Here is a 25,617-nt window from a genome sequence, read left to right as displayed (position 1 = left end):
ACCGCAGGGCCCAGGTGAGACGAACGGCGGAGTTCTTGGGAGTAAACAAAATCAACGCGAAGGGAATCGTGGGCAGTGTCGTGGACTGGCTCCGACGCCGAGATCGCGCGGAAGCTGGCGGTGTAGATCGTGGGAGATTTCAAAAGACACCCGCCTGATGTCTAAGACGCTAAGCAGCGCATGCTGTCCGTTCTCGCAGCGGCCGGCGTCGAGTTTATTCCCGAGAATGCCGGTGGTGCCGGCGTGACACTGAGCAACCCTCGACGCTAAGCGGGATTTTGCGCTTGAGTTTCCATCTCTCGGCGATAGCACTCCATGCGGATGCGTGTGACTACGTGAGGGCATATTTGACCAGCCGGCAAGGTCAGTGTTCGCTGGTCAGGCCAGCGGCCGTCCGCTGATAGCCCCTAACGCTTCGGCGCCTCGTCAAGAAGAAACCGATGATTTCGGCCCAGCGCCTTTTCGCTGCCGGCGCGACGAGGGCGCGCACGATTTGTGAGTACATTAGCATAAGCGTATATTAGGCCTGCAAGAGCGGCCTGCGACGACGTAAGGATGAGTGCACGCCGATGACAGACAACACCCGGCAATTGCTCACCCTCGCCGTCTTCATTTGCGCATGGTGTTTCGCTGACTGGCCTGGCGATCGGGCTAAATGTCGGTGTCGTCGCGGTGTTCCCCGTCAAGCTATTCGGCTTCGCTTGTGATGTCGGCTACATCGCCGCAGGCAAGGAAGCGAATCTGCTATTGAAGCAATGGTTTCGCATGATGTTCGGGATTGCCGTCCTTGTGACCGCCGGGGCGGCGATACTGATCCTCGGCAATTACGCTGCGTTCATAACCGATTGAGCCTGCGGTTGAGTAGCAACGGGTCATGCCGGAGGTACTCTTCGCTGCGGCTGTGGCTCAGAACGGCCAGTCGGCCCGGTCTAAACCCAATCCGTTGCCGCCATTTTTGTCATTTGGCGCCGGCCCGGGGTACCCGACACGCGATTCGTATCTACCCATTGCCCCTCTTGCGAAGACGTTGGCAGGAGTAAGCGTTTCTCGAAAGCTCTGGAGCCCGGTCGAATTGCGGCTGATAGATCGAGCTCCTTTAAAATTAGTGCTGACCAAGTACGCTTAGCACCCTTCGGTCGTAGTCTTCATCTGGCCAGGGGCAGCTGTTTTGGCGTCAGTGTCCTGCTGTCCGGGAGCCGCTTGTTTCGCGCTGCCGGTCTGTTGACCAGGAGCGCAGTCCTTCGCCGAGTTTGGATTGGTCCCACTCGTTGTGGTAGAGTCTGTTGCCGGATCACTGGTACTTGGCACCGTTGTAGTGGTCGTCGTTGTCGCTGACGATCCGCTGGTTGTGGCGCTCGACTGAGCGAAGGCAAGGCCGGTAGATAACGCCATTATGACTGATGCGAAAAGAAGCCGTTTCATTCTCATCTCCTGTTTCAGGCGACAATGTCCCTTCGGTTTCATAACCGGGAAACTGGCAGAGGGTTCCTCAAATTAGGAATGGCTCGGGGCCAAAGTCGGCGCGGGCAAACTGGGCCCTCGGCAAGTTATCGTTCCAAGAAATCTCTTTCCGAGTTGCGGCCCCATGGCGAATAGGCAAGCAAAAGCGACGTCACCATCATATTCAGCAATGCCTTAGCGCTTATGTCTTCCCCAGCACTTGGAGCTACGGGGGAGAGGTGAACCCGGAAACTGAGGTAGACAGGGGACGGGCCTGCGCGCCTCAATGGCGGCGGCGGCTTCTTATTTTCAAGCCAGCCCATGAACGCCAAAGCGTGCGACCGCCGACATCTTCAATGCTCTGCAGCGCGGGGTTAAACGTCGAGCAAAACCGATCCTTGCGGGCGGCTGCAACATGCCAGGACATAGCCGGCCGACTTCTCTTCAGCGTTCAGTCCGCCTAGGTCGTCCATGACAACTTCGCCGGATAGTTTGGCTATCCGGCACGTCCCGCAAACGCCCTGCTGGCAGGCAGTTGGAATGTAAATGCCACAGTTCCGTGCCGCTTCCAGCAGGGTCTCTCCGGACGTGCAGTGATGCTCCACACCCGAGCGGGAGAAACGGACCGAAGACCGAACCGCCGAACCCAATTCCGGACGCGAACTGCTGCTGCCTCCGAAGCTTTCCTCGTGATACTGTGCCGGTGCCAAGCCAATTGCGTCAAGGCAGGCGCGTGCCGTCTTCATGTACCCTTCGGGCCCACAGGCAAAAACGGTGCGCTTGTGGAGATCGGGAACCAGGTTCAGCAGCATCCGACCATCAATTCGACCGGTTGAGCCCGTCCAAGCGGGACCTCCCTGACTGCAAACCAAAGTCACGTGCACGTTGGCAAAGCGAGCGGCAAGTGCGTCCAGTTCCGATCGGAAGATGATGTCGCCTGGCGTTTTCGCACTGTAAATGAAGTGGATCTGCCTGTCGTCTGCGCGGTCGGTAAGCGCACGTAGCATGGACATGGTCGGCGTCACGCCGCTGCCGCCCGAAAGGAAAACGGGCTTCTGAGACGGCAACTCATCAAGATTGAACGAGCCGAGCGGCCCTTCGATCTCGATCTTACTGCCCGGCCTCAAATTGTCATGGAGCCAGTTAGAAGCAAGCCCACCCGGCGTTCGTTTCACCGTGATCTGAAGATCAAGCGGTCGCGTCGGCGGTGATGATACAGAGTAGGAGCGCGTCATCGCGGTACCGTTAATTCTGAGATGCACGAGGACATATTGGCCGGCGCTGAAGCAGAACATCCGATCCGCGGCAGATGTGAGAACGAATGTTTTCACATCGTGCGTCTCGTCGATTACGTGACGGCAGAGAACAACATTTCGCGTCTTTTCTGCCCATTGCCGCTGACGCAAGGTGGGCACAACATCGGAGGTTTGGACGGAAGCGTGTGCGTTCATTGTTCGGCTCGGCTTTGAGGTCGAGCGAACATGCCAGTTCTTAGCCCGTAAAACAGCAACATTAACCCAACGTTATGATCGGCAATTTCGATTAAACTTCGAGCGACATAACGGCGAGATGGAGAGCTCGGATGCCTTTGCGAATGATCAGTTCGTGTTTGCGACGTGCCAGTATCGCCGTGTGGACTGGCTGATGCAGCGTCGGCGCTCCTTCGACGAGGAACGATGGAAGCTCAGCGGTAAACCGGCGCGCATCGTCGCTTCGCATGTAACAAGTGCCGCCCGTTCGCCGGAGCATGATCTCCGCCAGCGTTTCCGATCCGGTCGAAAGTCGACAGATCGCCAATTGAGCCAGCAGCTCTGCGTGCGTTTTCTCCAGTAGAACGGTGTAGCCTGGGCGGATGTAGGTGTCAGGATCAACGTCCGAGAGCGTTCTGGCCGCAGTCGAAACCATTACATATTCCTCGACCATCAGGTGCTCATAGGCGATCTCAGGCAAGTAGCGAGGGGCATAAAGCACCGCGATATCCAGATTTCCCATACTCAGATCGCTGACCATCTGGTTCGAGTAATCCGACTCGATATGGATTGAGGACTTCGGAAGTGCTTGGCACAGTGTTTCAACCCAACCGGGCAGGACTGAGCGGGTCATGCCCACTTGGGCGGCAACGCGCAAGGTGCCTTCGAAACGGTTGAACGCGCGTACATCGTGGCGAGCTTGCGACCAGGTCGAGAGCAGAGACCTGGCGTAAGCTTCGAACCGGCGTCCTGCGGCTGTCGGCTCTGCCCCGGCGCGTCCACGCTGGAACAGTTCGGACCCGATTGCGCTCTCCAGGTTCTTGATCCGGGTGCTGATCGTCGATTGGGTCAAGCCCAACCGATCCGCGGTCCGATTGAAATTTCTCGACTCGATAATGTCGAGAAAGGTTTCGATGTGATCAAGCTGCATTGAACCTCCGATCGAAAAACTCGATCACATTCGCAGGTTTCATAAGCTTGATCAAACGAAACCCGAGGCGGAAGCTGCACCCCAGTCAGCGGCCGGCAGCATCGCCGGGAAGAGGCTACGGAGCGGAACAAAGTGCTTATAATCGACTGCGATTGTCATAATTACTGGTCAAGCGCCACGGTACTGCAGCCCTATCTTTGCGGCCTGTGGAAAGACATGTTCATCGAGGGCGAGAAAACAGGTCCCGTTGGCGCCTTTCCGCATGGCCATCGCCCCTGGTTTCATCCGCAGGACTTCTCTCGCAAGGACGTCCGTCCAAAAACTGAAGCCGATAACTATCTCATCATGAAAGAGAAGCACCTCGACAAGTACAAGGTCGATGTGGCGATCCTGACTGGCGATGAGCCGATCGAGGCGTCAACTCTCGCCAACCCCTATTATGCCAGCGCCCTGGTCAGCGCCTACAATGACTACCAGATCGATCAGTGGCTGCCGAAGGACGACCGTTTCATGGGCTCGATCATCATCGCGCCACAGGATCCAAAGCTCGCCGCCGCCGAGATACGTCGCCTTGGCAACCACCCGCGCATGGTGCAGGTGCTCGCTTCCCAAGGGTCCGTCAAGCCGTATGGCGACCCGTTCTATCACCCGATCTACGAAGCCTGCGCTGAAGTAGGGTTGCCCTTCGCTATACATCTGGGCGGCCATGGCGGAGTGAATTCAACTGCCATCGCTCCTGCCCCAACGACATTCTTCTGGGAGACCCACGCTATCCTCCACATGTCGGCAATGTCGCACGTGGCAAGCATGATTGCGCATGGCGTCTTCGAGAAATGGCCGGACCTCTATTTCGTGATTATCGAGTGCGGCGTCGCTTGGGTCCCATCGGTCCTGTGGCGCCTGGACGCCGATTACAAAGCGCTGCGCAAGGAAACGCCATGGCTGAAGATGCTGCCGTCGGAATATTGCCGGCGCAATATCCGCTTTTCCACGCAGCCGCTGGAACAGCCCGCTAACATCCAGCATCTGTGGTCCACGCTCGAGGCGATGGACGGCGAAAACACGCTGATGTTTGCGTCGGACTATCCGCACTGGGATTACGACGATGCAAACACACTGCAGATCCCTCCTGCCTGGAAGAGCAAGATCATGGGACTGAATGCGCTGGAGGTCTACAAACGCATCCCGCGCGCGCAAGCGGCGAATGCCGCCTGAGGAACCATCTGATGCCCGAAAAGACCTACATCTGCCGCGTCGACGAAATCGAAACCGGGTCCCCCTTTATCGCCAAGATTCGCAGCCTTTCGGTTGGCGTTTTCCGCATTGGAGAGTCGTTCCACGCACTGCTGAATGTTTGTCCGCACCGCGGCGCTCCACTTTGCGAGGGACCGCAGTGTGGAACGACCGCGCCCGTCGAACAGGCGCAATTCATCTATCATCGCGAAAACGAGATCGTTCGATGCGCCTGGCACGGCTGGGAATTCGACATCAAGTCAGGCGCGGCCTTGGTCGATCCGTCCGTTCGCGCGCGCACATTTCCAGTCACCGTCGAAGCCGGCAGCATCTATGTGACGGCCTGATTGGCGCAAAGCCGATTGGGATTGGAAAAAATTCGAAGGAAAGGTGGCCGCAGCCAACTAGCAGATTTGTTCGCAGGTGCTTGACGAGAAATAACGCGGAGAACTCCGCAATGGGAGAGTCAAATGTCAGAATCTGAATACAAGCTTGGTATCGCTCAAAGTCTGATCGGTCGCGGCAAGATTTCCCGCCGCGACTTTATTCATCTTGGCTGGCCGCAGGCCTGACCGTAGCAGCTGCCGACACGCTCTTCGTCGCCACGGCACGGGCCGAACCGATGCAGGGAGGCTTCGCCAAGCTTGGGATGGCTCATGGCGCGACGACGGATTCGATCGATCCGGCCGGCTACCCTGATACCTTCACACAAACCGCATTCTCGGGCTCGCTGTCCAACAGCCTCACTGAGGTCGACGCAAAAGGCAATGTCCAGCCGGACCTCGCCGAGGGCTTCGAATCCTCGGACGGGGCCAAAACCTGGGTCTTCAAGCTGCGCAAAGGCGCAACGTTCCACAACGGCAAGACAGTGACGGCGGACGACGTCGTGACCTCATTGCGATACCATATGGGCGCTGACACCAAATCGGCGGCGAAGTCGCTTTTGGACTCCGTTGCTGACATAAAGGCGGACGGTCCGGAAACGGTTGTCTTCACTCTCAAGAGCGGCAACGCCGATTTTCCTTACATCATGAGTGACTACCATCTGGTCATCATGCCAGCCAAGGACGGCAAGGCGGATTGGGCCTCAGGCGTTCGCACTGGCGCTTTTGTGCTCGAGAATTTCCAGGCCGGCGTTTCGGCCAAACTCAAGCGCAATCCAAACTACTTCAAGAACGGCAAGCCCTACCTCGACGAGGTGGAGTTCATCGCCATTACAGATCTTGCCGCTCGCATGGCGGCCCTGTCGACGGGCGAGGTGGACTATATCGGCCGTGCCGACTTGAAGACCCTCGGCATGTTGAAACGCAATCCGAAGGTGGAAATCGTCGAGGTCACTGGCTACGGACATTATACCTTGCCGATGAATGTCACGATGGCGCCGTTTGATAACCCGGACGTGCGAATGGCATTGAAATGGGCGATCAATCGCCAAGAAATCGTCGACAAGATCTTTCTCGGCCACGCCACCGTGGCTAATGACAACCCGATCGCGCCGGCGATCAAATTCGCCAAGGATCCGCAACCGCAGCACAGCTTCGATCCGGAAAAAGCCAAGCACTACCTGAAAAAAGCTGGAATGGAGAACCTGAAGGTGGATCTCTCGGTCGCCGATGCCGCTTTTGCAGGCGCGGTGGATGCGGCTTCGCTTATACGCGAGACGGCAGCCCAATGCGGCATCGACGTCAATGTCGTGCGAGAGGCCGAGGACGCTTATTGGGACAATGTCTGGCTCAAGAAACCCTGGTGCGCATCCTATTGGAGCGGTCGGGCCACCGCCGACTGGATGTTCACGCAAGCCTTCGCCGCCGACTCCAGCTGGAATGAGTCTTTCTGGAAAAATCCCCATTTCAACGAATTGCTTGTTAAGGCGCGGGCCGAGACGGACGAGGCCAAGCGAGCGGCGATGTACGCCGAGATGCAGCAGTTAACCCACGATGATGGCGGCAGCATCGTGCTGGTCTTCAACAATTTCGTCAGCGCCCAATCCAAAAAGCTCGCACATGGCGAAGTGGCGCCTAACTGGGAGAACGATGGACTGAAAATGGCCGAACGCTGGTGGATCGCCACGGCATGAGATGGCGGGCCGGAGCCGCGATGGTTGTGAGGCTCCGGTCGGCTTGCTCCGAGTGCAGGGCTGCCGCCCAAAGGGAAACGCCACTCATATGAACCCCGTCGCAAGAACGGTTCTGCAGCGCCTTGGCCTCGGCCTGGTCACTTTGTTCATCGTGTCCATCATCATCTTCTCTGCGATCGCGATGCTTCCGGGCGACTTCGCCAAGGCCACGCTCGGGCAGTCGGCGACGCCCGAAACGGTGGCCGCCTTTCAGCGGGAAATCGGCATCGATCGTCCGCCTGTCGAGCGCTATTTCGTCTGGGTCGCGCAGATGCTTCACGGCGACTTCGGCTCTTCGTTCACGAGCCGCACCGGATACCGGCGTACCGTGGCCGACATCATCGCGCCACGCCTCTACAATACGATGTTTCTTGCAGCGGTGACCGCGCTGATAGCGGTTCCGCTGGCGCTTGGGCTTGGCATTCTCGCCGCGCTGTACCGCAACGGCTGGTTCGACCGGCTGGTGAATGCCGTGACGCTGACAACGATTTCGTTCCCGGAGTTTTTCGTCGCCTATATGCTCGCCTACCTGGTGATCTCGCGCGACACGTTCATTGGATCCGATTTCGCTCAATCCCTGCCCCATTGGCTCACGATCTCACTGAACTGGGCACTCAATGCGGTTCCCAAATTTCCGACATTGTCGAATGTGAACGACCAGACGCCGTTTGGGGAGCATGTCTGGAAAGTGGCGCTGCCGGCAATCACCCTTACACTCGTGATCGTGGCCCACATGATGCGCATGACCCGAGCGGCCATCATCAACATGCTGGCAAGCCCCTACATCGATATGGCGCGCCTCAAGGGAATGTCCCCGATGGTGATCGTGCTGAGGCATGCCCTGCCCAATGCCTGGGCCCCCATCGTCACTGTGGTGGCGTTCAATATGGCATATCTCATCGTCGGAGTGGTCGTGGTCGAGGTCGTGTTCGTCTATCCCGGCATCGGCCAGTTGATGGTTGATGCGGTAAAATCCAGGGATGTTCCGGTTGTCCAGGCCTGTGCCCTGATTTTCGCCGCGACCTACATCCTTCTCAACCTGCTGGCCGACATTATTTCCATCGCCACCAATCCCAGGCTCTTGCACCCACGATGACCAGATCCGAATCTATCGCGGCGGTTCAGAGGCTGAGGCGCTCGCGCGCCACCCGGGCGAAAACAGCGCTGAAGAAGGCACCGTTCAGTGCATGGTTCGGCATCGTCGTGATCCTCGGCTACGTCTTTGTTGCGGTCCTCGCGCACTGGATAGCGCCATACGGCGAGACGCAGGTCTTCAGCGAAGCCTTCGCACCGTGGAGCCAGGAGTTCAGATTGGGAACCGACCAGCTTGGCCGGGACATGCTCACCCGCTTGATCTACGGTGCGCGCAACACCATCGCTATCGCAGTCGCGACCACGTTGCTGTCCTTCGCGGTAGGCGTCTCGCTCGGTCTTCTCGCCGCGTTGTACAGGGGATGGCTCGACCAGGTATTGTCGCGTTCGGTGGACGTGTTGATGTCGATCCCAAGTCTGATCTTCGCGCTGGTGCTCCTTTCGATCTTCGGCTCGTCCATCACCAGCCTGATCGTCATCATCGCGATGCTCGATTCCACCCGCGTGTTTCGGCTCTCGCGGGCCGTCGGACTTAACGTGGCCGTGATGGAATATGTCGAGGTGGCGCGATTGCGCGGCGAAGGCCCCAAATGGATCATCGCCAAAGAAATCCTTCCCAATGTAATGCCGCCGCTGGTCGCTGAGTTCGGCCTGCGATTTTGCTTCGTATTCCTCACCATCGCCGCACTGTCGTTTCTCGGTGTCGGTATTCAGCCGCCGACGGCCGATTGGGGGTCAATGGTGCGCGAGAACGCAACCCTGATCACTTACGGCGATGTCACGCCGCTGCTTCCGGCCGGTGCGATCGCCCTTCTCACGGTCTCAGTGAATTTCGTTGTGGACTGGTTCCTGCACGCAACAAGCGGGTTGCGGGATGAAAAGTAGCGGTCCAGGCTCGCGCGAAAAAGGAAAGGATCTACTGCAGATCCGCAATCTGCATGTGGAGGGATTCTCGGACGAACGGTGGCATCCCATCGTCCGTGGGATTGATCTGACGCTAAAGCGGGGCGAGGTTCTTGGCCTGATCGGCGAGTCAGGCGCCGGCAAGTCCACCATTGGCCTTGCCGCAATGGGTTATGCCAAGCCGGGCTGCCGGATCACACAAGGCTCGATCCTGTTCGACGGGATTGATCTTCTGGCAGTCAGTGAAACAGGGCGCCGCCGCGTCAGAGGCTCCCGCATTGCCTATGTCGCGCAAAGCGCGGCGGCTTCTTTCAATCCGGCCCACCGGCTCCTTGACCAGACGGTCGAAACTGTAGTGGCGCACGGGATTGCCACCCGGGAGAAGGCAAACCGGAATGCGATCGATCTTTACCGACGTCTTCAGCTGCCGGATCCGGAGACCATAGGTTTTCGCTATCCCCATCAGGTCTCCGGCGGACAATTGCAGCGGGCAATGACGGCGATGGCGATGGCCTGCCGTCCCGACCTGATCGTGTTCGACGAGCCGACGACGGCACTTGATGTGACCACCCAGGTCGAAGTTCTTGCCTCCATTCGCAACATTGTGGAGGAATTCAACACGGCTGCAATCTACGTGACGCATGACCTGGCGGTGGTGGCGCAAATGGCGGACCGCATCATGGTTCTGCGTCACGGACTTACCGTGGAGGAGGCTGACACACGCGAGATGCTAGCCTTACCCAGCCAGGAATATACCAAGACGCTCTGGGCCGTGCGCAAGCTCGCCAAGGTCGAAGTTCCTGCCGGTGAATATCTACTGACGATAGACCAGGTCACCGCCTCCTATGCCCGGACCGTCAAGGTGCTCGACGACGTCTCCATCAAAGTTCCACGCGGAAGAACAGTGGCTGTGGTCGGCGAGTCCGGTTCCGGGAAATCGACGCTCGCTCGCGTCGTCACCGGCCTCCTGCCACCGCTCTCGGGGTCAATCTCTTTTGCCGGCCAGCCCCTTTCGAAGAGCCTGAAGATGCGCCCGAAGGAAGTCCTGCGCCGCATACAGATGATTTATCAAATGCCCGACAACGCGCTAAATCCGCGCCAGACGGTGGAAGACATCATAGCGCGACCGCTTGAATTCTACCTCGGCCTCAAGGGCGCGCAGCGGGATCGCCGGATCGGTGAACTTATGCATATGGTCGAGATGAGCGAAGCTTACCTTGACCGTCTGCCGGCCGAACTGTCGGGTGGCCAAAAACAGCGCGTTTGCATTGCTCGTGCGCTGGCGGCCGATCCAGAGATCATCATCTGTGACGAGATCACGTCCGCACTCGACCAGATTGTGCAGGAGGAAATCCTGAAGCTCCTCATGCGCCTGCAGCGTGACCTCGGTATGAGCTACATCTTCATTACTCACGACATTGCCACCGTACGAGCAATAGCCGACGAAATTGTCGTCATGCACCAGGGGAAAGTCGTTGAGCAGGGTTTGAAGAGCGAAGTTCTTACGCCGCCGCATGCCGCGTACACCGAACGGCTCTTGTCGTCCGTACCGGAAATGGATCCGGACTGGCTGACAAGGCTGCTCGCCAGTCGCAAGATCTGACGGAATGATCGAGGCAGGAAGAGACCCCTCCACGCTGGCCGCTGCCATCCGCCTATGCCCTTTTTGAGGGCATGGTCGCACTCTAACTCGATCGGCTGCGGCCCATGTGATCGTGCTGTGAAGGCGACTGCATTACCGCCCGCGCCTTGACACCAGTTCACAGTCTCGCGGGGCGGAAATATTCTGACGACAAAGGAACGCTGGTATTCTCGAGGTGTTCAGCTGGCGACAGATAGGCAGCTTCGAGTCTACCTAAGAGAAGCAACGCGAATGTCGGTTCTTGGAGCGCTGCTGACCAACAAAGGCTGTTTTTTCGAATGTCTGCTATTGGGCGAAGCAATAGTGGATCAAGACGGCCGACATGAAGCGAATTGATGGGGCGGTCGAACACTTCCAGGAAAGTGGACTCCGAAAATAGTCACCTGAGCTGACGCAAAGGTCCACCTCTCGCTGATCGCAGCATCCGCTTATGCCGGGCACTACGATGACGCTGGCATCGGTTGACGGTCGGAAATGGGGTCGCGCCAGGTTCCGCACCCCACTAATTAGACGGTTTCGAGCCGGCTGAACCGAACCGGGATGAGTTTCCGGGTCTTGAGTTGCCCTGTCGCATCCTTGCCGATGACAGTCAGAAACTGTGCTTCTTCAGATCCCAAAGGCAGAACCAGACGTCCCGCTGGCTTGAGTTGCTTCAGTAAAGCCGGGGGTGTCTGCTCAGCCGCCGCCGTGACCAGGATCTTGTCGAATGGGGCGTGCTCGGGCCAGCCGCGAGACCCGTCTCCGACACGAATGCCGACATTGGATAAGCCGAGGCCCTGCAGGAGAGCCTTCGCATGGATTGCGAATTCCTCGATGATTTCGACGCTCCAAACTTGCCCGGCAAGCTCCGCGAGAATTGCGGTTTGATAGCCCAGGCCGGTGCCGATCTCGAGTACCGCCTCGTGCGGTTGGGGAGCAAGGAGATCGGTCATCAGAGCGACAATGAAAGGCTGCGAGACGGTCTTATCGAAGCCGATCGGCAGCGGCATGTCCTGATAGGCATAAGGCGCGACCGGGACTGGCACGAAGAGATGCCGCGGCACCCGCCGCATTGATGCCATCACCCGCTCATCGAGCGTTGCCTTGCCGAGTTCTTCGCTTACAAGGTCGGCATGGATCGCAATCATCTCGACCATGTGCCTGCGTAAAATCGCAAGGTGCTCTTCGGTCATCGGTTTCATGACGGTGGGGCTTCCTCAAACAGTCTGCTGCCACATAGCTTTATATCCTGTTCGTCTTGTCACCGAAACGCCCGCCACCGTTTCCAACGAGAGACCCGAGGCAAGCGCGGGTGACTTGGGGCCGCCGCAATATTGGCAGGCTATCGGCCGCGATCCTGGAGATTTGGCGCCAAGTCGCCATGATCCACGGAAAGGTCGTAGTAGGTGGAAAGACGACCCACCTCTATCGCCGTCACCGGTTCCTGGCGCAAAGCGGTCCTTGCCCAGCAATGTATGCTGCTGTGCGCACCAGCACCGGCTCGAGCTGTTCAGCGGTGGTCAGCGTTGCTGGTTGGTGTCCATCAAGGACCATCTCGACGAGTGGCACCGGCGACGGATTTATTTATGGCCCTGTCGCCCGCATGGAAGAAGGACTGAATTTCCTCCATGTCGACGCTGTCATCGCCGTTCTCGTGACAGCGTTGAAAATCCGTCCAACGAAATCCTGAACTTCGACCTGCGAAAGCGCCCTATGGCGAACATAATCCGCATCCCTGCACCATGCATCATGCCGGCTCCCATACCGCGGCCTCCGATCATTGGCCGCCCTTCAGGTGCCAGCGCCCGCCACCGTGCCGCTCTGCTTGGGGACCGCGATTTTCCTGCATTCTTTCCTGCATCATCTCACCCATCATCTGGCGCATTATTTCGCGCATGGAGTCTTGGGGTCGTCCGGTCCATTCGGGCAACTGTTCGGGGCCATGATCCTGTGCAGGCACGGGTGTCCCGCTCGACCGGCCAGCGCGGGCGAGGCCAACATGATCAACACAGCCGCAACTTGGCCTATTCGCCTCTCCGTGGAGTATCGTCCCGCCTCGGGATTGATCCCATTCACCAAAAACGCCCCCACCGCATTCCGACGCCCAAGTGGCGCAGACCTCAGCTTCGATCCGCGAGTTGGGCTGGACGAACAGCGCAGCGCCGAAAAATCCTCGATGGCGCTTGCCAAGACTTTTGCGAGGCCGCCCGTCTCGGCCGGCCTTGTCTGGTCCGAAGGCTAGGCGGCATTCCAAGGCTATCCCAGTTTCGATATACGAAGCGCTGCGCATGATCAGATCCTCCATCAACGGGTCGCCGATCGACAACAGCGTGCTTGAGGAACTGATCTTCGAAAGCGCCGCGACCAGACACTTGGCCATTCTACTGGACAGCCGATAGAGCTTTATCGCGGCTTTCCCACGGCGAGACGGCCGACGCGGTGCCGGTGAGACAGTGCGCGTCGGCCACTACGGCATTTACTTCAGGGGGTAAATGCCGCCGGCCAACCTTAGCATCTGCTAAAATGTCAGGCAACGAAGCTGCTACCTCGCCGTAGAGGGTTATTTGCTGGAAACTCTTTAGACCCGTCGCCAAGCTCCGGGCTGCTTCTTCGATTGCTGCACGATCGTTGCCTAGCCGATCGATTGGCCAGAGGTGATCTTTTGCCCGGTGGTGCTCTGGATTGCGAAATTGGGTGACTGCTGCGGCAAGCGTACCAACGCCCAGCAAGAGGAGCACCAAGAGCGGTCGCGGCAATCGCCGTGACAGCATTCTCCTGCCGGCGCGCTTTCGCCACCGGTTGGTGACCTGTTGCCCTCATGAAGCAACTCTGTTGTTTGATCCCTTATCATTCTGCGATGCCAAAGCCGCTGCGTGAGCGAATGCGGGCCGCGCTAGTAAGGCGGAACAATTCGATTGCCGGCGAGTTTCCGAGATGAAGGGCGATCTGTTTCGGAGGAAACGGGATGAAACGCGTCCTTGTCCAAAATGCACTACGAGTGATGCTGGGCGGCGTAACCGCCTGTCTGCTCACAGTCGTCGAGATCCCCAATCCGATTACGCCATTGCCGCTCGTGTCCGAGGCAAGGGCCGCCACCGAAGTTTCGATCAGCACATTTTACGAAGACCTGTCTTCCTATGGCGATTGGGTCACGTATCACGGCGCGACCGTTTTCGTGCCGGTTGATGTACCTGACGATTGGCGTCCGTATACGATCGGCCACTGGGTCTATACCGAGCAGTATGGCTGGCTGTGGGTATCTGAAGAGCCGTTCGGTTGGGCGACGTACCATTATGGCCGATGGGGCTATGCCGACGATATCGGCTGGTACTGGGTTCCGGGCACTCGCTGGGCGCCAGCATGGGTGAGTTGGCGTCGTGACAGGGAGCACATCATTTGGGCTCCGCTGCCGCCGCGCCGTGATCCGGATTTGATTTCAATCGAGGTGACCTTCGACACGACGCCGGACTATTACTGGGTTGTGGTCCCCACCCGCGAATTCCTTGTCGCGGACATTTCTGTGGTCGTTATTCGTGATGAGCCCGAGTTTGTGCGCATTGTCGAGGCGGCCGAGCCGGCCGGCGAGGTGACGATCCAGAACAACGTGGTGATCAACAAAGTCATTGATGTTGATGTGATCGAAAAGGAGACGAACCAGAAGGTGACTGCCGTCAAGGTCAGCAAGACCGACGCGCCCGAGCAGTCCGGCAAATTGGAAAACGATACGGTCGCGGTCTTTGAAGGTGAGGTGAAAGCCGACCCCAAGGCCAAACCAGCCAAGCTCAAAGACATCGAGGAGGTGAAGCAGGTTCAGGCTAGCCGGAAATCGAAGCCGACCGAAGGCGCAGCAAAGACCGAACAGGCCCAGCCGGAACAGGCGGCCAAGCCTGAGAAGCCGAAGGGCAAGAAGCAGCCCGCCGCCGAGCAGCCGCAGGCCGAGCCAGAGCAAGCGGCCAAGCCTGAGAAGCCGAAGGACAAGAAGCAGCCCGCCGCCGAGCAGCCGCAGGCCGAGCCGGAGCAAGCGGCCAAGCCTGAGAAGCCGAAGGACAAGAAGCAGCCCGCCGCCGAGCAGCAGCAGGCCGAACCGGAACAGGCGGCCAAGCCTGAGAAGCCGAAGGGCAAGAAGCAGCCCGCCGCCGAGCAGCAGCAGGCCGAGCCCGAGCAGGCGGCCAAACCTCAGAAGCCGAAGGCCAAGGAGCAGCCCGCTGCCGAGCAGCAGCAAGCCGAGCCCGAGCAGGCGGCCAAGCCCAAGCCACAGAAGCAAAAAAACAAGGCGTGCGATCCGCAGACTGACGCGAACTGCTAGCTGTGAGCGGCACCGCGAATATTCCATCGCGGTGCCGCTGAACGGCAATGCGCGAAAAGCTGCGAACCCTCGCCACTTTCCTTCGCTGCCGCCTGCTATCCTCTAACGCCCGTCAACGAACACAGGGTACGCATGCCACCCGAAGACGGTGAGACGTCACCTCGCGCCCGAGGCTATTTCGAAAGGCCTGACAGTGTCTGTTACCCATCCAAGGTTTGTCTCGGCAGAGGTCGTTATCCAGAAACCGCCATGATCACCCGCGGTGCCGACTTTCTATACAAATGGATTTCCGAACATATGCCGGAAGGGCCAGCCGACGACCCGGGCCGGCTTGTGACCGATATGGCAGACCAGGCCCTGCGGGCGGCCGCCGTCGAAGGCATCCCAATTCAGGAGATCGATGAAGAGATCGGTAGCGTTTATGAAGCGATCATTCATGCCGTTGAACATCGCGACGGCGGTCTCGCGGGTTAAAGATTTTGTGGTTGCCTCAGGCGGTTCGCGGTCGCGACGAGGCTGCAGATATGGACTATTGAGTTTTGAGCAGGTGCCAGCAGCGCGCCTGTCTTTCCCCCCGACTCGCCATATCTAAAATTTTCTAAATTAGCTACGACTTATGGAACTTTGGCGCGGGCGTTTCATTTTCATCCGCATGCGAGCCTCTGTGATCCAAAGCGTCGGGACGGGAGTGAACGCGTCGCCGCGCTACTCGCTGGTCCTGCCGATATATAATGAAGAACAAGTGCTGCCGCGACTGATCGAACGGATCAGGTCACTGATCAGTCGGCTGGACGGAGAGACCGAGGCGATTTTTGTCGATGACGGTAGCCATGACGGCAGCGTCAAATATCTTCGGCGGGTGGTCACCGCCGACCCTCGCTTCCGGCTTATCGAGCTTTCCCGCAATTTCGGACACCAGATTGCGATCACGGCTGGCATGGATGCTGCTGCGGGGGATGCCGTCATCGTCATGGATGCCGACCTGCAAGATCCACCGGAGGTCGTTCTTGATCTCGTGGCAAAGTGGAAGGAAGGTTTCGAGATTGTCTACGCCCGCCGTGTCAAGCGCGAGGGCGAATCCTGGTTCAAGCGGCTTAGCGCCGATCTTTTCTACCGTTTCCTGGAGAAGATGACGCCGGTCAACATCCCGCGCAACGTCGGGGACTTCCGCCTGGTCGGCCGCCATGCGCTGGATGTCTTCAGACACATGCCTGAACACGATCGCTTCGTCAGGGGCATGTTCGGCTGGATGGGATTCAAGCAAGCGGGGGTGCCATTCGAACGCCCCCCGAGGACCATCGGCCAGACCAAATACCCTTTCTGGAAGATGATGCACCTTGCCGTCCACGCCGTTGTCAGCTTCTCGGAAAAGCCGCTCCACTTTGCGCTTTGGGGCGGATCGGCCATTTCCGCACTTGCGCTGACCTTTGGCGCTTATGCCGTGTTCGCCTGGATTTTTGAAACCGGCGTCATTGCCGGCTGGACGTCCACCGTGGTGATCGTATCGTTCCTGTGTGGCATCAATCTTTTCATGACCGGCGTGGTCGGCCTCTATGTCGGTAGCATCCACGCCGAGGTGAAACGCCGCCCTCTTTACGTGATCAATCGGCTTACCGGCTTCGACGAGCCGATGCGTGCCATCGCTGGTGGGCGCCGGAGATCGTTTCGCAAGCCCAAGAACGGAGTCGCTCCCAGTGTCCGAACTCTTCGACAGCTATAGATCCAGTTATGGAGAGACGATCGATGGGTCGATCCGCTTTTCCGGACTCAAGCACGATTTCTTTTTGGTCGCAAAGGCCGACCTGCTGCGGCGCCTAGTCGCCGAGCGAGGACTTCGTCGCCGGGGAGCCATGGTGCGGGCCCTTGATGTGGGCTGCGGTGTCGGTTCGCTCCATCCTTATCTAGACGGCGCTTTCGAGCGCCTGGATGGCTGCGACGTCTCGCAAGGGTCGATCCAGCGCGCCAGCGAGGACAATCCGGGCGTCGTCTATAGGACATGCACCACGACGGGCCTGCCTTATGACGACTGCGTGTTCGACTTGGCTTTTGCCAGTTGTGTTGTTCATCATATTTCGCCCGCATCCTGGCTCGATTTTTTTCGCGAGATGCGACGCGTCGTGCGGCAAGGCGGCGTCGCCTGCATCATCGAGCACAATCCCTATAATCCGCTGACGCGTCTGGCGGTGCTCCGGTGTCCGTTCGACCAAGACGCGGTCCTGCTCAACACGGTCAAAGCAGCGGCCCTCCTTCGACAAGCAGGCTTTATGGAGGTTCGATCCGAGCACTTCCTGCTGCTCCCGTCGGCCGGCGGGTTCGCCAGAAAGGTTGAGCGTGCCCTGGCGCTGCTGCCGCTTGGAGCCCAGTATGCGTGCAGTGGGCGTGTCTGAGCATCGGTCTGCCGGCGCCGCCGCCCTAAAGCTTCTGGCGCGCTTCGGCCTGGTCGGCATCGCCGCCACAATCCTGTATGCCGCCTTGGCGGCCGCCTTTGTCAAATCGGAACGGTTCGGCTTCAGCCCCGTCGAGGCGTCCCTTGCGGCTTACGCGGCCGCCGGCCTGTTTTCCTATCTCGCACATAGGTCCATAACCTTCATGTCGAGCGGACCGCATAGATCGGAAGCTCCGCGTTTTCTTTTGTTGGCGGCAATTGGCTTAGTCATCGCCTATGGTGCGCCGGCGCTGTTGACGGCGAAGCTGGGCCTGCCGCTCATCATTCCCATTATGATTACCTGCTTGCTTGTGCCAGCGATCAATTTCGTCGTGCTCGACCGATGGGTTTTTGCAGAACGCATTCCCGATCAGTCCGACGATGGCTGACGCCTAATTAGCCAGAGAGATTGACTTTCTAACCGGCGTCCAGCCGGAACGATACCAACTTGATGGAGCGTTTGTAGATGTTGCTTGCGGCCGGGCTGGGCGGAATCCCATCGCGATAGTCGAAGGTCATTTCAAGTATCTTTGCGCTGGCGAACGCTGCATGCGGGATCGTGAACGAGATTGTCTTCGGTTCTTTGCCCGACAGTGTTACGTCGTGCACCCGAGCGCCGTTTACCGAGATCATTACCCTTTGTGTGATCTGTGGTGGACGAATTACGGCGGACATTTGTAGCGTTGCCGTAAGCCCGTTGCGAAGCAACGGTATTTCCAGTCGGAGCCGAGAGGTCTCGCCCAGCGAATGGGTTCCGTCGGCTACCGCGCCCGACCAACCACAGACCGTCATTCCGGCTGCTTGTTTCGCGCCGTCGGACCGGAACGACACCGTCTGGCCAAGAGTGTAGGTGCCAACGGCATCGCGGTTGAGGCACGTCGTTGTCCGATCGATGTAGTAAGCTCGATAATCGGCGTCGACATTTGGATTGAGGGCGAGCGCGAGGATGATAATTTCGGACACGGCCAGAACCGCCGCGATAGCATAGCCGCCAATCGAGACAGCACGCCCATAGGATTCCGGTGCGTCAGACCAGGGCAAGGTGGCCTCCGATCCACGCCACAGTCATGAAATAACAAGCGCTCAGGAAGAGAGCCAAAGCCAAGACATAAGTCAGCTTCGACGCCGACAACAGCACGGCGATCAATATTATCAGAGGCGCAAGCGCAATGACATATCTGACCATGGAAGCCAAATTCGTAGTCAATGGCAGGATGATGCTAGCCGCGCAGAAGAGCGCGGCGCCATATTGCCTGCGAGCCGCCAGAACGACCGACAATGTCAGTCCGGTGACCGCCGCAAGGGCGCTCCATTGCGGCGCTGTGGGCAGCCACCCTATCGTCGGTACGGAAGAGAGCCCGTCCCATAGGAAAAGGAGCGGATTGCCGGCCACTCGCCCAAACGCGCGCTGGACGTGCAAGAAAGCAAAGCCGTCCCCGACAGTGACATGCAAAAAGAGGATGTAAGCAAACAAACCGGCTGGCGAGATGAAGATTGCCACAAGCATATCCGGACGACCAAGCAGCCATCGTGGGAAAGACACCACCGATCCGCCCTGCTGGCGGTGCTGCCTGAACATTTGAATCACGGTTGCAAACACAGCAAGGACCCCGACCAGCCTCGTTGCCGACAGCAAAGCGGATGAAACGCCAGCGGCCAGATAGTTGGAGCGCTTGAGTGCCAGAAAGACGCACGAAGTTAAGAGCACGAAAAGAGGTTCGGTAAGGAAAGTGGTGAAATGAAAGGAGAAAGGGCCGCTAAGCAGGAAAGCGCAATACAACACATAGGCGCGCATGTTCTTCTCCAGCAGTGGCCATGCCACAAGGCATGCGACGTAGCTGCATGCAATCGAGGCGATCATCGCGACCAGGATCGTCGGAAAGGGGAAAACAAACCGAAGCGCCGTCACGAGCATGGGATACAATGGAAAGAAGCCCCAGCGTCCAACATTGCTTTGGTTTGGAATGGGAAAACGCTCATAGCCGTATTGGGAAATATCCACATACCACTGGCAATCCCACCTGCAGAGCACATGCGCATAAGCTTCGAAGCCTGGCTCTACTGATACTGAAGCGAATGCAGCATACCGAATGACAAGCCCGCCGATCATGAACAGGAGCGGCACCGCAATAACCCAGAGGCGACCGCGAAGCTCCAATTGTGCCTCCACCGGTGATAGGCGCCACACTCTGCAATGGCGATTGCCTGCTCCGGCTTGACGGGCGCTGCGCGAGCCACATCCCGTTCATCCCATCAAACGATGATGCGAAACTTCGGTTCCTTCGGCAGACCCTGTCGAGGTGATGTCGAGCACCTAAAACATGGCGCGACTGGCAGATCGTCAGGGAGGCCGCCGGCGGCGTGCGCATCTTCCGCGCTCTCGACTGCACGTCCAAATAGACTCGCGAAAGCGGTCGGCGAGCTCGGGGTGGAGAGCGCGATCGTTGACGGCGAGATCAGCGCCTCCAGTTCAGCCAGGCGCTTCGCCGACGATGCAAAGGCAATCTTCCACTCGTGGACCAGACGGGATTTGAAGGCCTGGTCGCGAAGCGCCGGGAGAGCAAATATCGTAGCGGCCTATCGATGGCGTTGCTCAACGCGGCACCGGCTGCTATGTCGGCTCGGCATTCATCAACCTTTGAATCAGAAGAAGCGCGAACCGCTCTGGAAGCGCGTCCGTCGCCAGGATTCGCCGCGGCAGTGCCACTCGTGTGCCTGCTGCGCCTCTTGGCTCAGGTGCTCTTGAGCGTGCCGTTCATCCCTTCCGGATAGAAGCCGCCCTTGCTCACTCCGTCTTTGTCGGTGAGATAGACAATCCGCAGCACCTCTTGCGGCGTTCTTGTGAACGCGATCGCATCAGGCGTCGACGGAACGATATTGGCTTTTCCGTCAACCTGGATGCCTTGGTCCTTATCCTCCGATCCATCGATCTTGTCTCGGGCGTCTGAGACTGCGTTGGCGGCCTTCCAAGCTTTCTCCCCCTTCCGATACAGAGTGGAACGCGCCATTCCCATATGGTAGGCCTCGACCGCCAATATGCCAGCGGCGGCGGCCAGGAAGTCCTTGTTCTTCAGAATCGTCGCAGCGCCGGCATAGGCGGTGACGCCGACATCCTCGAACAGCATGCCGCCGAGAACGAAGTTCGTTTCGTTGCCGAAGGGGTCGAAGTCCGGCCCGAGGCCAGCTGCCTCCGCAACCGCCTTGAACCCCGCATCGAAATCGATGGCCGGCCTGTCGACGGCGTTCGTTCCAAGCGTCTTGCGGTAGAATCGAACGTGCGCGAGTTCGTTTTCAGCAACTTCCTGCATGAATTCGCCGATGGCGGGTGTTTCGAAGGACACTTTCTTTCCCCCAACGACGTCGCCGGGCTTCGAACCGGCATCGGCGGCGGCGATGCCTTTTCCGGTGGTGCCGCGGAGATAGTATTCGGCCTCCATGTATTCCAGGTTCAGCGCAAAGCGGAAAATGTCCTCGTCTTGCACTTCCTTCTGGGCATGGGCGCGAGAAACTAGCGCCAAGCCCGTCGTGGCGACGAGGCTAGCTCCCAGCCCAAATTGCAATGCGCGGCGACGGGAAAGGTGGAGCGGAGAGACGGCACAAATCATGGCTTCCTCCAAAAGCCCGCTGCATCACCTGTTGGCACCTAGCGGGCCAACCTCACTAACGCCGTGAATCGATAAATGTTCCTTAGGTTGTCGGGTATTTGCGCCGATGTTCTGGTTCGAATCCAAGGGCTGTCGATTCCGGCTGCGGACGCCATTAGTGTCGCCAAGCCGGTGACGTTTGACGCCGTCATGGATACACTGCGCCTAGATGACAATCGCGTCGACGTGGAGTGACTTCAGGTAACGACTGGATCGAGAACGCCCGCAAAGGCTTGATGCTTGAACCTGCCGGAGAAGGAACGGGCGTCGACCAGGGCACCTTAACGATTCAACAGACAGCGCTCGGTTTCCCTCGGGCCAAATCCGCCACATCTTCTTCGTCGGGCTCTATCAGGTCGATTAGCGCTGCGATCCGTGTTCCCGGCAGCGGTCGGCCTTGGTTCATCAACGCCTCATCACCAAAGGCCCAGGCCCATGCCTCTCTCAACTCCTCAAGCGAGGCACCGGACATGATGATTTCAGCAATCGTCCCGTCGTCCACGGGTCCGAGGACCGACACAACGTCTTGGCGTGTTATGGTCATCTTTTTCTCCGTTCGGAATACCAGCGAAGCAGGTGAGTACTCGGTGGAGCGCTTGCCATTGGCCCATTGGTAGGACGGCCGTGAACTGCCTGATCAGTGTCCCCCTTGACGCAGCGGAAATCAATTCTCAACTTATTTTTGTCGGTCGCTTTGGGCCCGATGTGTCAGGGAGCGCCAGCTTCTTGGCGTTCTCTCGTACCGATGTTGCTCCAAGGAGGAGCTATGAGAGCGACCTGGATTTTTCCCCCTTCTACCGGTCGAGCATCGGCTTTGACCGTATTTTCAATCTGCTCGAAAACGCCAGACCGCTACAGAATGCGGTGACTTGCGATATGAACTCGGCGACGACAGCTACCGCGTTGTCGTTGCGGTCGCCGGTTTCGATGAAAACGAGCTTACGATCATGCATGAGCCAAATATGCTTATGAGGGCGCCAGGGCGGACAACGAGGAGGTGCAGTACCTTCATCATGGCTTGGCGCTGAGGCTATTCCTGCGCCGTTTCGAACTCGCCGATCATATGAGCGTTGTCGGGGCAAAGCTCCTGGTCATTGAACTAAGAAGGAAATTCCCGAGGAGATGAAGCCGCGCCGCGTCGCCATCAACGCCGATCCGAGAAGCTGGCCACGAAGCGGATTGAAGGCGATGTAGCGGCCTAATCTTCGATGACTGGCCTGCGCGAACGCTGGAGTGGGTAGTGGAGACGACCCGTCATGGGCCGGGGTGCCGTCGTAGTCTGTCGCCGAAATACATCCTGCGACCTGAGTGAGCCGCCGACCACCTGCAAGATCTCGCCGGTGATATAGCTTGACTGCCGGCGTGTCAGCGCCGGATCTAGACACGTCGCCGGCTTGAGGGGGCCGACTGTTACGGGGGCTGATGAAACTCCTTTTCGGCGACGCACTTGTCAGGACATCCCGTCGCGATAGTTCCTAAAAAAAGGGGGGAATACTGCGTCCAACAGGAGCCAAACCATGAAACACCAGACCCTCCACGAACTGCAGACAATCGCAGATGTTAAACCCACGGCGGAAAGCGCCGTCGTAACCAGAACACAAAGGATCGAACGTTGGGCGGAGCTTCTCGAGCGGAACCCCTCGCGATCCCTTGGAGCACTTGTTGGCACCGAACATCTGCATCCCAAAGTCCGTGAGGAAGCACGCACGGCTGGATCGGCTATTGCCGTTGCATTCGAGGATCCGCTGCTGCGTGCATCGGGTCTCCAGGATGACAGCTATGGGGAGGCAAAACGCTTCTCCCAGCTGGGCGACTGGCAACTGCACGAAATCGTCTGCAGTTGTCACGTCGGGACGACGATGCAAGCCAGTTGGGCCGCCGTCAGGGTGCGCAGGACCATTCGCGGAAGCAGGTTCACGGCTTGGCTGAGAACTGTTCTGCTACACTGAACCGGATATGCGGTGTTTTCGCGGACGTTCGGCGACCTGACAAGGGAAGGATAGTTCCCTGCACGTTGAGACGCCGGATGCCCTGCACGGACCCCGAGCGACGGAACGGAACGCGGTAGAACCACCCGCTGGCTGACAATGAACCTGGCTCTCCAGGCTGCTTTCGTCGAGACCGTCATCCTGATACAGGTGCCGAGGGCCGGACAGCCTGCTGGTTATAGCGCTCGGAATGGCACACGGGCGCCCTGCAGCGCTTTTTAGCTGCTGGGCATGGCTGTGGGACCGGCCTCCTCCAATGGCCTGCTTCGGACGTCGTCGCTCGCCGCGTGGCGGAGGTTGGTCTGGGCGCCATAGGGGACCTACGCCTGCCGGCGCCCGAAACTCTTCACGGTAGCGGACCGCCCGCAATTAGGATGAACTTATCAGGAACCGGCCATTCCGCTGACCTAGGGTCCGGACTCATCATCCGAGTGTCAGGCGGCGGCGAAGGGCGAAGCTTCGACCCGGCTATGCCTTAGGTTTTTCCCATCATCGTGACGATCTGTGCTAACTTCAAAACGGTTTGCACTGGACATGCCGAAGAATGCCGAAGATCGGCCTTGAGCACCGGTTGGCGACACGTGCCGATATGCCGGCGCTGGCTATACTGATGAATGCAGCCATCGGCGAGCTTCAGAAGCCGTTTCTCACAGAGGAACAGATCGCTTCGAGCCGATCAATCATGGGGCTCGATACTCAACTCGTCGATGATGGAACATATTTCATTGTGGAGCAAAATGGCGTCTTGGCCGGTTGCGGCGGATGGAGTCGGCGCGCAACCCTCTACGGCGGCGACCGTTCACCCGGGCGCGATGCAGCGCTGCTTGACCCGACGAAAGACGCTGCGCGCGTGCGTGCCATGTATACGCATCCCAGCTTCATTCGCCGGGGCGTGGGTCGTCTCATCCTCACGCTGTGCGAGGATGCCGCCCGCGGCGAGGGCTTCACAAGTGTCGAGCTTATGGCAACGATGGCTGGCGAACCGCTCTATCGGGCCTGCGGCTTTGAGGCGGTTGAAGAAGTCGTCGACAACAGAGGCGGAGCGGGCGTGCCACTGTTGAGGATGAGGAAGGCGTTGTGACTGATCGGCGGGCTCGACCTCATAGCAGCAGCTGACGGTAGCTGCGAGGCAGACTGCGGCATCGACGCACATCAATGCAATGGCGGGCAAGCGCGCCTCGGCCGCGATGGCTGATCCGGGTCAGGGCTTGCGGTAGAAGTCCTCTTTGAATGAAGAGCAGAAAAGGATCGATTAGGCCAGTGGCTGAAAGTCAGCTAATGAGTCGCGCTGCGAATGACCGGTAGTGACGTGACCGAGGCGGGCCGGGATGTCGGCTCGGATTATTCCGCGACGGAGCGTTCAACTTCTCATTCAGTTGGAAAGAGGATGGCACTTATCTCGCGTCCGATGCTCCGAAGACCCTTCGGACGACATTCAGCATCCGTATCAAAGCAGCGGCCGTGGCTGAGCACGATCCGCCGCGGTCGCCATGATTGGATTTTTCCGATCGCCGCGTTCGCCTTACGTCGCTGGACGAGTAGCGGCAGGCGCATTGAAGCCCCTGTGCAGAGGTCTCAATTTCGGCAACGCCAGCGGGGTGCAACCTCCGAGACCGCGCTCAGGATGATGCCAATCCGACGATATTCGAAATTGCCAGCCGACCATCGTGTCGAGGCCGATCCATTCAAGTGCAGACGGCCCTTGGGCGGGTTCAGATTTCAGCGCGCCTTGCGGTGGGGCTTTGAGGGATATCCTCAGCATCCTGCGAGGCTTTTCCCGAAGAACAAATATGAGCTGATCGTCGTGCCGAAATCGGCGACTTCAGGTGAGCCCTGGACGATTGTCCGATACAATGCTTCGCTCCACGTTGCCAGGCGCGGGGCCTGGCGATTTGGACTTTGCGCACGCTGGCGCGGGAATCGCCACGCGAAGGACTATTTTCGCACGCTGTTGTTCACGCCGCGCGCACTTCGCGGAACAATCGACCATGCTATCGGTTCTTCTCCAGAAGGAGTTCAGCCATGAGTAAGAAGTTGCCGCCGGTCCCCGCCGAAAATCGGAGTCCCAAGGGCGTCGGCGAACGCAAGTCGGTTCGGCTTGACGAGGCGGGCAAGCGCCAGGCTTCCAACCCCGAGAAGCAGGGTCAGCAAGGCAATATCAACGTCAACGCAACCCATCAGATCAATCAGCAAGATCGCTGAGGTGAGAGAGATGTCCACGTCCAAGAAAACGCCGGCGAGCATCCGGCAGGGTGGCCCCGGTGCTTCGCACGAGAACGCCAAGGCTCCGTTCGAGATCAGCAAGCCGCCCGCGGATTCGGACCAGCGCAAACGCAGCAAGGTATCAGGAGGCGGCGGCGAGCGTGACAGCCACCATACACATGACGCAGAAAAGAAAGGTGGTGGCAGCAGACCTGCCCACCAAGGTTGAGAAGAATTGAAGGGTGGC

The 25,617-nt window shown here is 58.7% G+C and carries 24 protein-coding genes and 1 pseudogene; 17 read left to right on the top strand and 8 right to left on the bottom strand.

The features are described from left to right. Window positions 1-672 precede the first annotated feature (672 nt). Window positions 673-849 (top strand): hypothetical protein, encoded by a 177-nt coding sequence (locus tag NKI73_RS03315; RefSeq protein WP_352627401.1) that lies wholly within the window; start codon window positions 673-675, stop codon window positions 847-849. Between the two features lie 965 nt (window positions 850-1,814). Here NKI73_RS03315 and NKI73_RS03310 read toward each other — a convergent pair. Both NKI73_RS03310 and NKI73_RS03305 read right to left on the bottom strand, forming a co-directional pair. After that, on the bottom strand, window positions 1,815-2,891 hold the full coding sequence (locus NKI73_RS03310) for an FAD-binding oxidoreductase (protein WP_352627400.1): 1,077 nt from the start codon (window positions 2,889-2,891) through the stop codon (window positions 1,815-1,817). A 91-nt stretch (window positions 2,892-2,982) separates the two neighbouring features. Further along, window positions 2,983-3,840 carry a LysR family transcriptional regulator gene (locus NKI73_RS03305; RefSeq protein ID WP_352627398.1) on the bottom strand — a complete coding sequence of 286 codons (858 nt, stop codon included), beginning with the start codon at window positions 3,838-3,840 and terminating at the stop codon, window positions 2,983-2,985. 132 nt (window positions 3,841-3,972) lie between these two features. Between NKI73_RS03305 and NKI73_RS03300 the strand changes: the two genes are divergently transcribed. The 6 genes from NKI73_RS03300 to NKI73_RS03275 all read left to right on the top strand — a co-directional run bounded on the left by NKI73_RS03300 (window position 3,973) and on the right by NKI73_RS03275 (window position 10,787). Further along, the gene (locus tag NKI73_RS03300; protein WP_352627396.1) at window positions 3,973-5,055 is read left to right on the top strand and encodes an amidohydrolase family protein; all 1,083 of its coding nucleotides are present in this window, start codon (window positions 3,973-3,975) and stop codon (window positions 5,053-5,055) included. Between the two features lie 11 nt (window positions 5,056-5,066). Continuing rightward, window positions 5,067-5,420, top strand: a complete 354-nt coding sequence (locus NKI73_RS03295) for a Rieske (2Fe-2S) protein (RefSeq protein WP_352627394.1) — start codon at window positions 5,067-5,069, stop codon at window positions 5,418-5,420. Window positions 5,421-5,695: 275 nt separating this feature from the next. Then, window positions 5,696-7,150 carry an ABC transporter substrate-binding protein gene (locus NKI73_RS03290; protein ID WP_352627392.1) on the top strand — a complete coding sequence of 485 codons (1,455 nt, stop codon included), beginning with the start codon at window positions 5,696-5,698 and terminating at the stop codon, window positions 7,148-7,150. 88 nt (window positions 7,151-7,238) lie between these two features. Continuing rightward, on the top strand, window positions 7,239-8,285 hold the full coding sequence (locus tag NKI73_RS03285; protein WP_352627390.1) for an ABC transporter permease: 1,047 nt from the start codon (window positions 7,239-7,241) through the stop codon (window positions 8,283-8,285). Next, entirely contained in the window at window positions 8,282-9,166 is an 885-nt protein-coding gene (locus NKI73_RS03280; RefSeq protein WP_352627389.1) for an ABC transporter permease, read from the top strand. The genes NKI73_RS03285 and NKI73_RS03280 overlap by 4 nt, the downstream gene beginning before the upstream one ends. Continuing rightward, on the top strand, window positions 9,156-10,787 hold the full coding sequence (locus NKI73_RS03275) for an ABC transporter ATP-binding protein (RefSeq protein WP_352627388.1): 1,632 nt from the start codon (window positions 9,156-9,158) through the stop codon (window positions 10,785-10,787). Before NKI73_RS03280 ends, NKI73_RS03275 begins: the two co-directional genes overlap by 11 nt. Before the next feature lie 545 nt (window positions 10,788-11,332). Here the strand turns inward: NKI73_RS03275 and NKI73_RS03270 are convergent. Together NKI73_RS03270 and NKI73_RS03265 are read right to left on the bottom strand one after the other, a co-directional pair. Beyond that, window positions 11,333-12,007, bottom strand: coding sequence for a protein-L-isoaspartate(D-aspartate) O-methyltransferase (locus tag NKI73_RS03270; RefSeq protein ID WP_352627386.1), 675 nt, complete (start codon window positions 12,005-12,007; stop codon window positions 11,333-11,335). Between the two features lie 575 nt (window positions 12,008-12,582). Further along, window positions 12,583-13,185: a hypothetical protein gene (locus NKI73_RS03265; protein ID WP_352627385.1), complete on the bottom strand. Its 603-nt coding sequence runs from the start codon at window positions 13,183-13,185 to the stop codon at window positions 12,583-12,585. A 585-nt stretch (window positions 13,186-13,770) separates the two neighbouring features. Here NKI73_RS03265 and NKI73_RS03260 point away from each other — a divergent pair. From NKI73_RS03260 to NKI73_RS03240, 5 genes are all read left to right on the top strand, one after another. After that, on the top strand, window positions 13,771-15,111 hold the full coding sequence (locus tag NKI73_RS03260) for a DUF6600 domain-containing protein (protein ID WP_352627383.1): 1,341 nt from the start codon (window positions 13,771-13,773) through the stop codon (window positions 15,109-15,111). Between the two features lie 249 nt (window positions 15,112-15,360). Beyond that, on the top strand, window positions 15,361-15,585 hold the full coding sequence (locus NKI73_RS03255; protein WP_352627382.1) for a hypothetical protein: 225 nt from the start codon (window positions 15,361-15,363) through the stop codon (window positions 15,583-15,585). A 178-nt stretch (window positions 15,586-15,763) separates the two neighbouring features. Continuing rightward, the gene (locus NKI73_RS03250; RefSeq protein ID WP_352627710.1) at window positions 15,764-16,831 is read left to right on the top strand and encodes a glycosyltransferase family 2 protein; all 1,068 of its coding nucleotides are present in this window, start codon (window positions 15,764-15,766) and stop codon (window positions 16,829-16,831) included. Further along, window positions 16,806-17,498 carry a class I SAM-dependent methyltransferase gene (locus NKI73_RS03245; protein WP_352627380.1) on the top strand — a complete coding sequence of 231 codons (693 nt, stop codon included), beginning with the start codon at window positions 16,806-16,808 and terminating at the stop codon, window positions 17,496-17,498. The genes NKI73_RS03250 and NKI73_RS03245 overlap by 26 nt, the downstream gene beginning before the upstream one ends. Continuing rightward, window positions 17,476-17,925: a GtrA family protein gene (locus NKI73_RS03240; protein ID WP_352627378.1), complete on the top strand. Its 450-nt coding sequence runs from the start codon at window positions 17,476-17,478 to the stop codon at window positions 17,923-17,925. Before NKI73_RS03245 ends, NKI73_RS03240 begins: the two co-directional genes overlap by 23 nt. A gap of 28 nt (window positions 17,926-17,953) precedes the next feature. Here NKI73_RS03240 and NKI73_RS03235 read toward each other — a convergent pair whose 3' ends face one another. The 4 genes from NKI73_RS03235 to NKI73_RS03220 all read right to left on the bottom strand — a co-directional run bounded on the left by NKI73_RS03235 (window position 17,954) and on the right by NKI73_RS03220 (window position 21,724). Beyond that, window positions 17,954-18,577, bottom strand: coding sequence for a hypothetical protein (locus tag NKI73_RS03235; protein WP_352627376.1), 624 nt, complete (start codon window positions 18,575-18,577; stop codon window positions 17,954-17,956). Continuing rightward, window positions 18,564-19,694 (bottom strand): putative hexosyltransferase, encoded by a 1,131-nt coding sequence (locus tag NKI73_RS03230; RefSeq protein ID WP_352627374.1) that lies wholly within the window; start codon window positions 19,692-19,694, stop codon window positions 18,564-18,566. The genes NKI73_RS03235 and NKI73_RS03230 overlap by 14 nt, the downstream gene beginning before the upstream one ends. 574 nt (window positions 19,695-20,268) lie before the next feature. Next, window positions 20,269-21,141 (bottom strand): ferritin-like domain-containing protein, encoded by an 873-nt coding sequence (locus NKI73_RS03225; protein ID WP_352627709.1) that lies wholly within the window; start codon window positions 21,139-21,141, stop codon window positions 20,269-20,271. A 328-nt stretch (window positions 21,142-21,469) separates the two neighbouring features. Further along, window positions 21,470-21,724 (bottom strand): hypothetical protein, encoded by a 255-nt coding sequence (locus tag NKI73_RS03220; RefSeq protein WP_352627372.1) that lies wholly within the window; start codon window positions 21,722-21,724, stop codon window positions 21,470-21,472. Between the two features lie 233 nt (window positions 21,725-21,957). Between NKI73_RS03220 and NKI73_RS03215 the strand changes: the two are divergent. From NKI73_RS03215 to NKI73_RS03195, 5 genes and pseudogenes are all read left to right on the top strand, one after another. Beyond that, window positions 21,958-22,382, top strand: a pseudogene (locus NKI73_RS03215) (Hsp20 family protein). Between the two features lie 315 nt (window positions 22,383-22,697). Beyond that, window positions 22,698-23,129, top strand: a complete 432-nt coding sequence (locus NKI73_RS03210) for a hypothetical protein (protein ID WP_352627370.1) — start codon at window positions 22,698-22,700, stop codon at window positions 23,127-23,129. Window positions 23,130-23,712: 583 nt separating this feature from the next. Beyond that, on the top strand, window positions 23,713-24,249 hold the full coding sequence (locus tag NKI73_RS03205; RefSeq protein WP_352627368.1) for a GNAT family N-acetyltransferase: 537 nt from the start codon (window positions 23,713-23,715) through the stop codon (window positions 24,247-24,249). Window positions 24,250-25,190: 941 nt separating this feature from the next. Further along, window positions 25,191-25,370, top strand: coding sequence for a hypothetical protein (locus NKI73_RS03200; RefSeq protein ID WP_352627367.1), 180 nt, complete (start codon window positions 25,191-25,193; stop codon window positions 25,368-25,370). A 10-nt stretch (window positions 25,371-25,380) separates the two neighbouring features. Beyond that, window positions 25,381-25,599: a hypothetical protein gene (locus NKI73_RS03195; protein ID WP_352627365.1), complete on the top strand. Its 219-nt coding sequence runs from the start codon at window positions 25,381-25,383 to the stop codon at window positions 25,597-25,599. Window positions 25,600-25,617 lie beyond the last annotated feature (18 nt).

The organism is Mesorhizobium sp. M0496 (genome assembly GCF_040321205.1).
GTDB lineage: Bacteria > Pseudomonadota > Alphaproteobacteria > Rhizobiales > Rhizobiaceae > Mesorhizobium.
The sequence above is the reverse complement of the archived record's forward strand: the minus strand, read 5'-3'. Positions and strand labels throughout refer to the sequence as shown.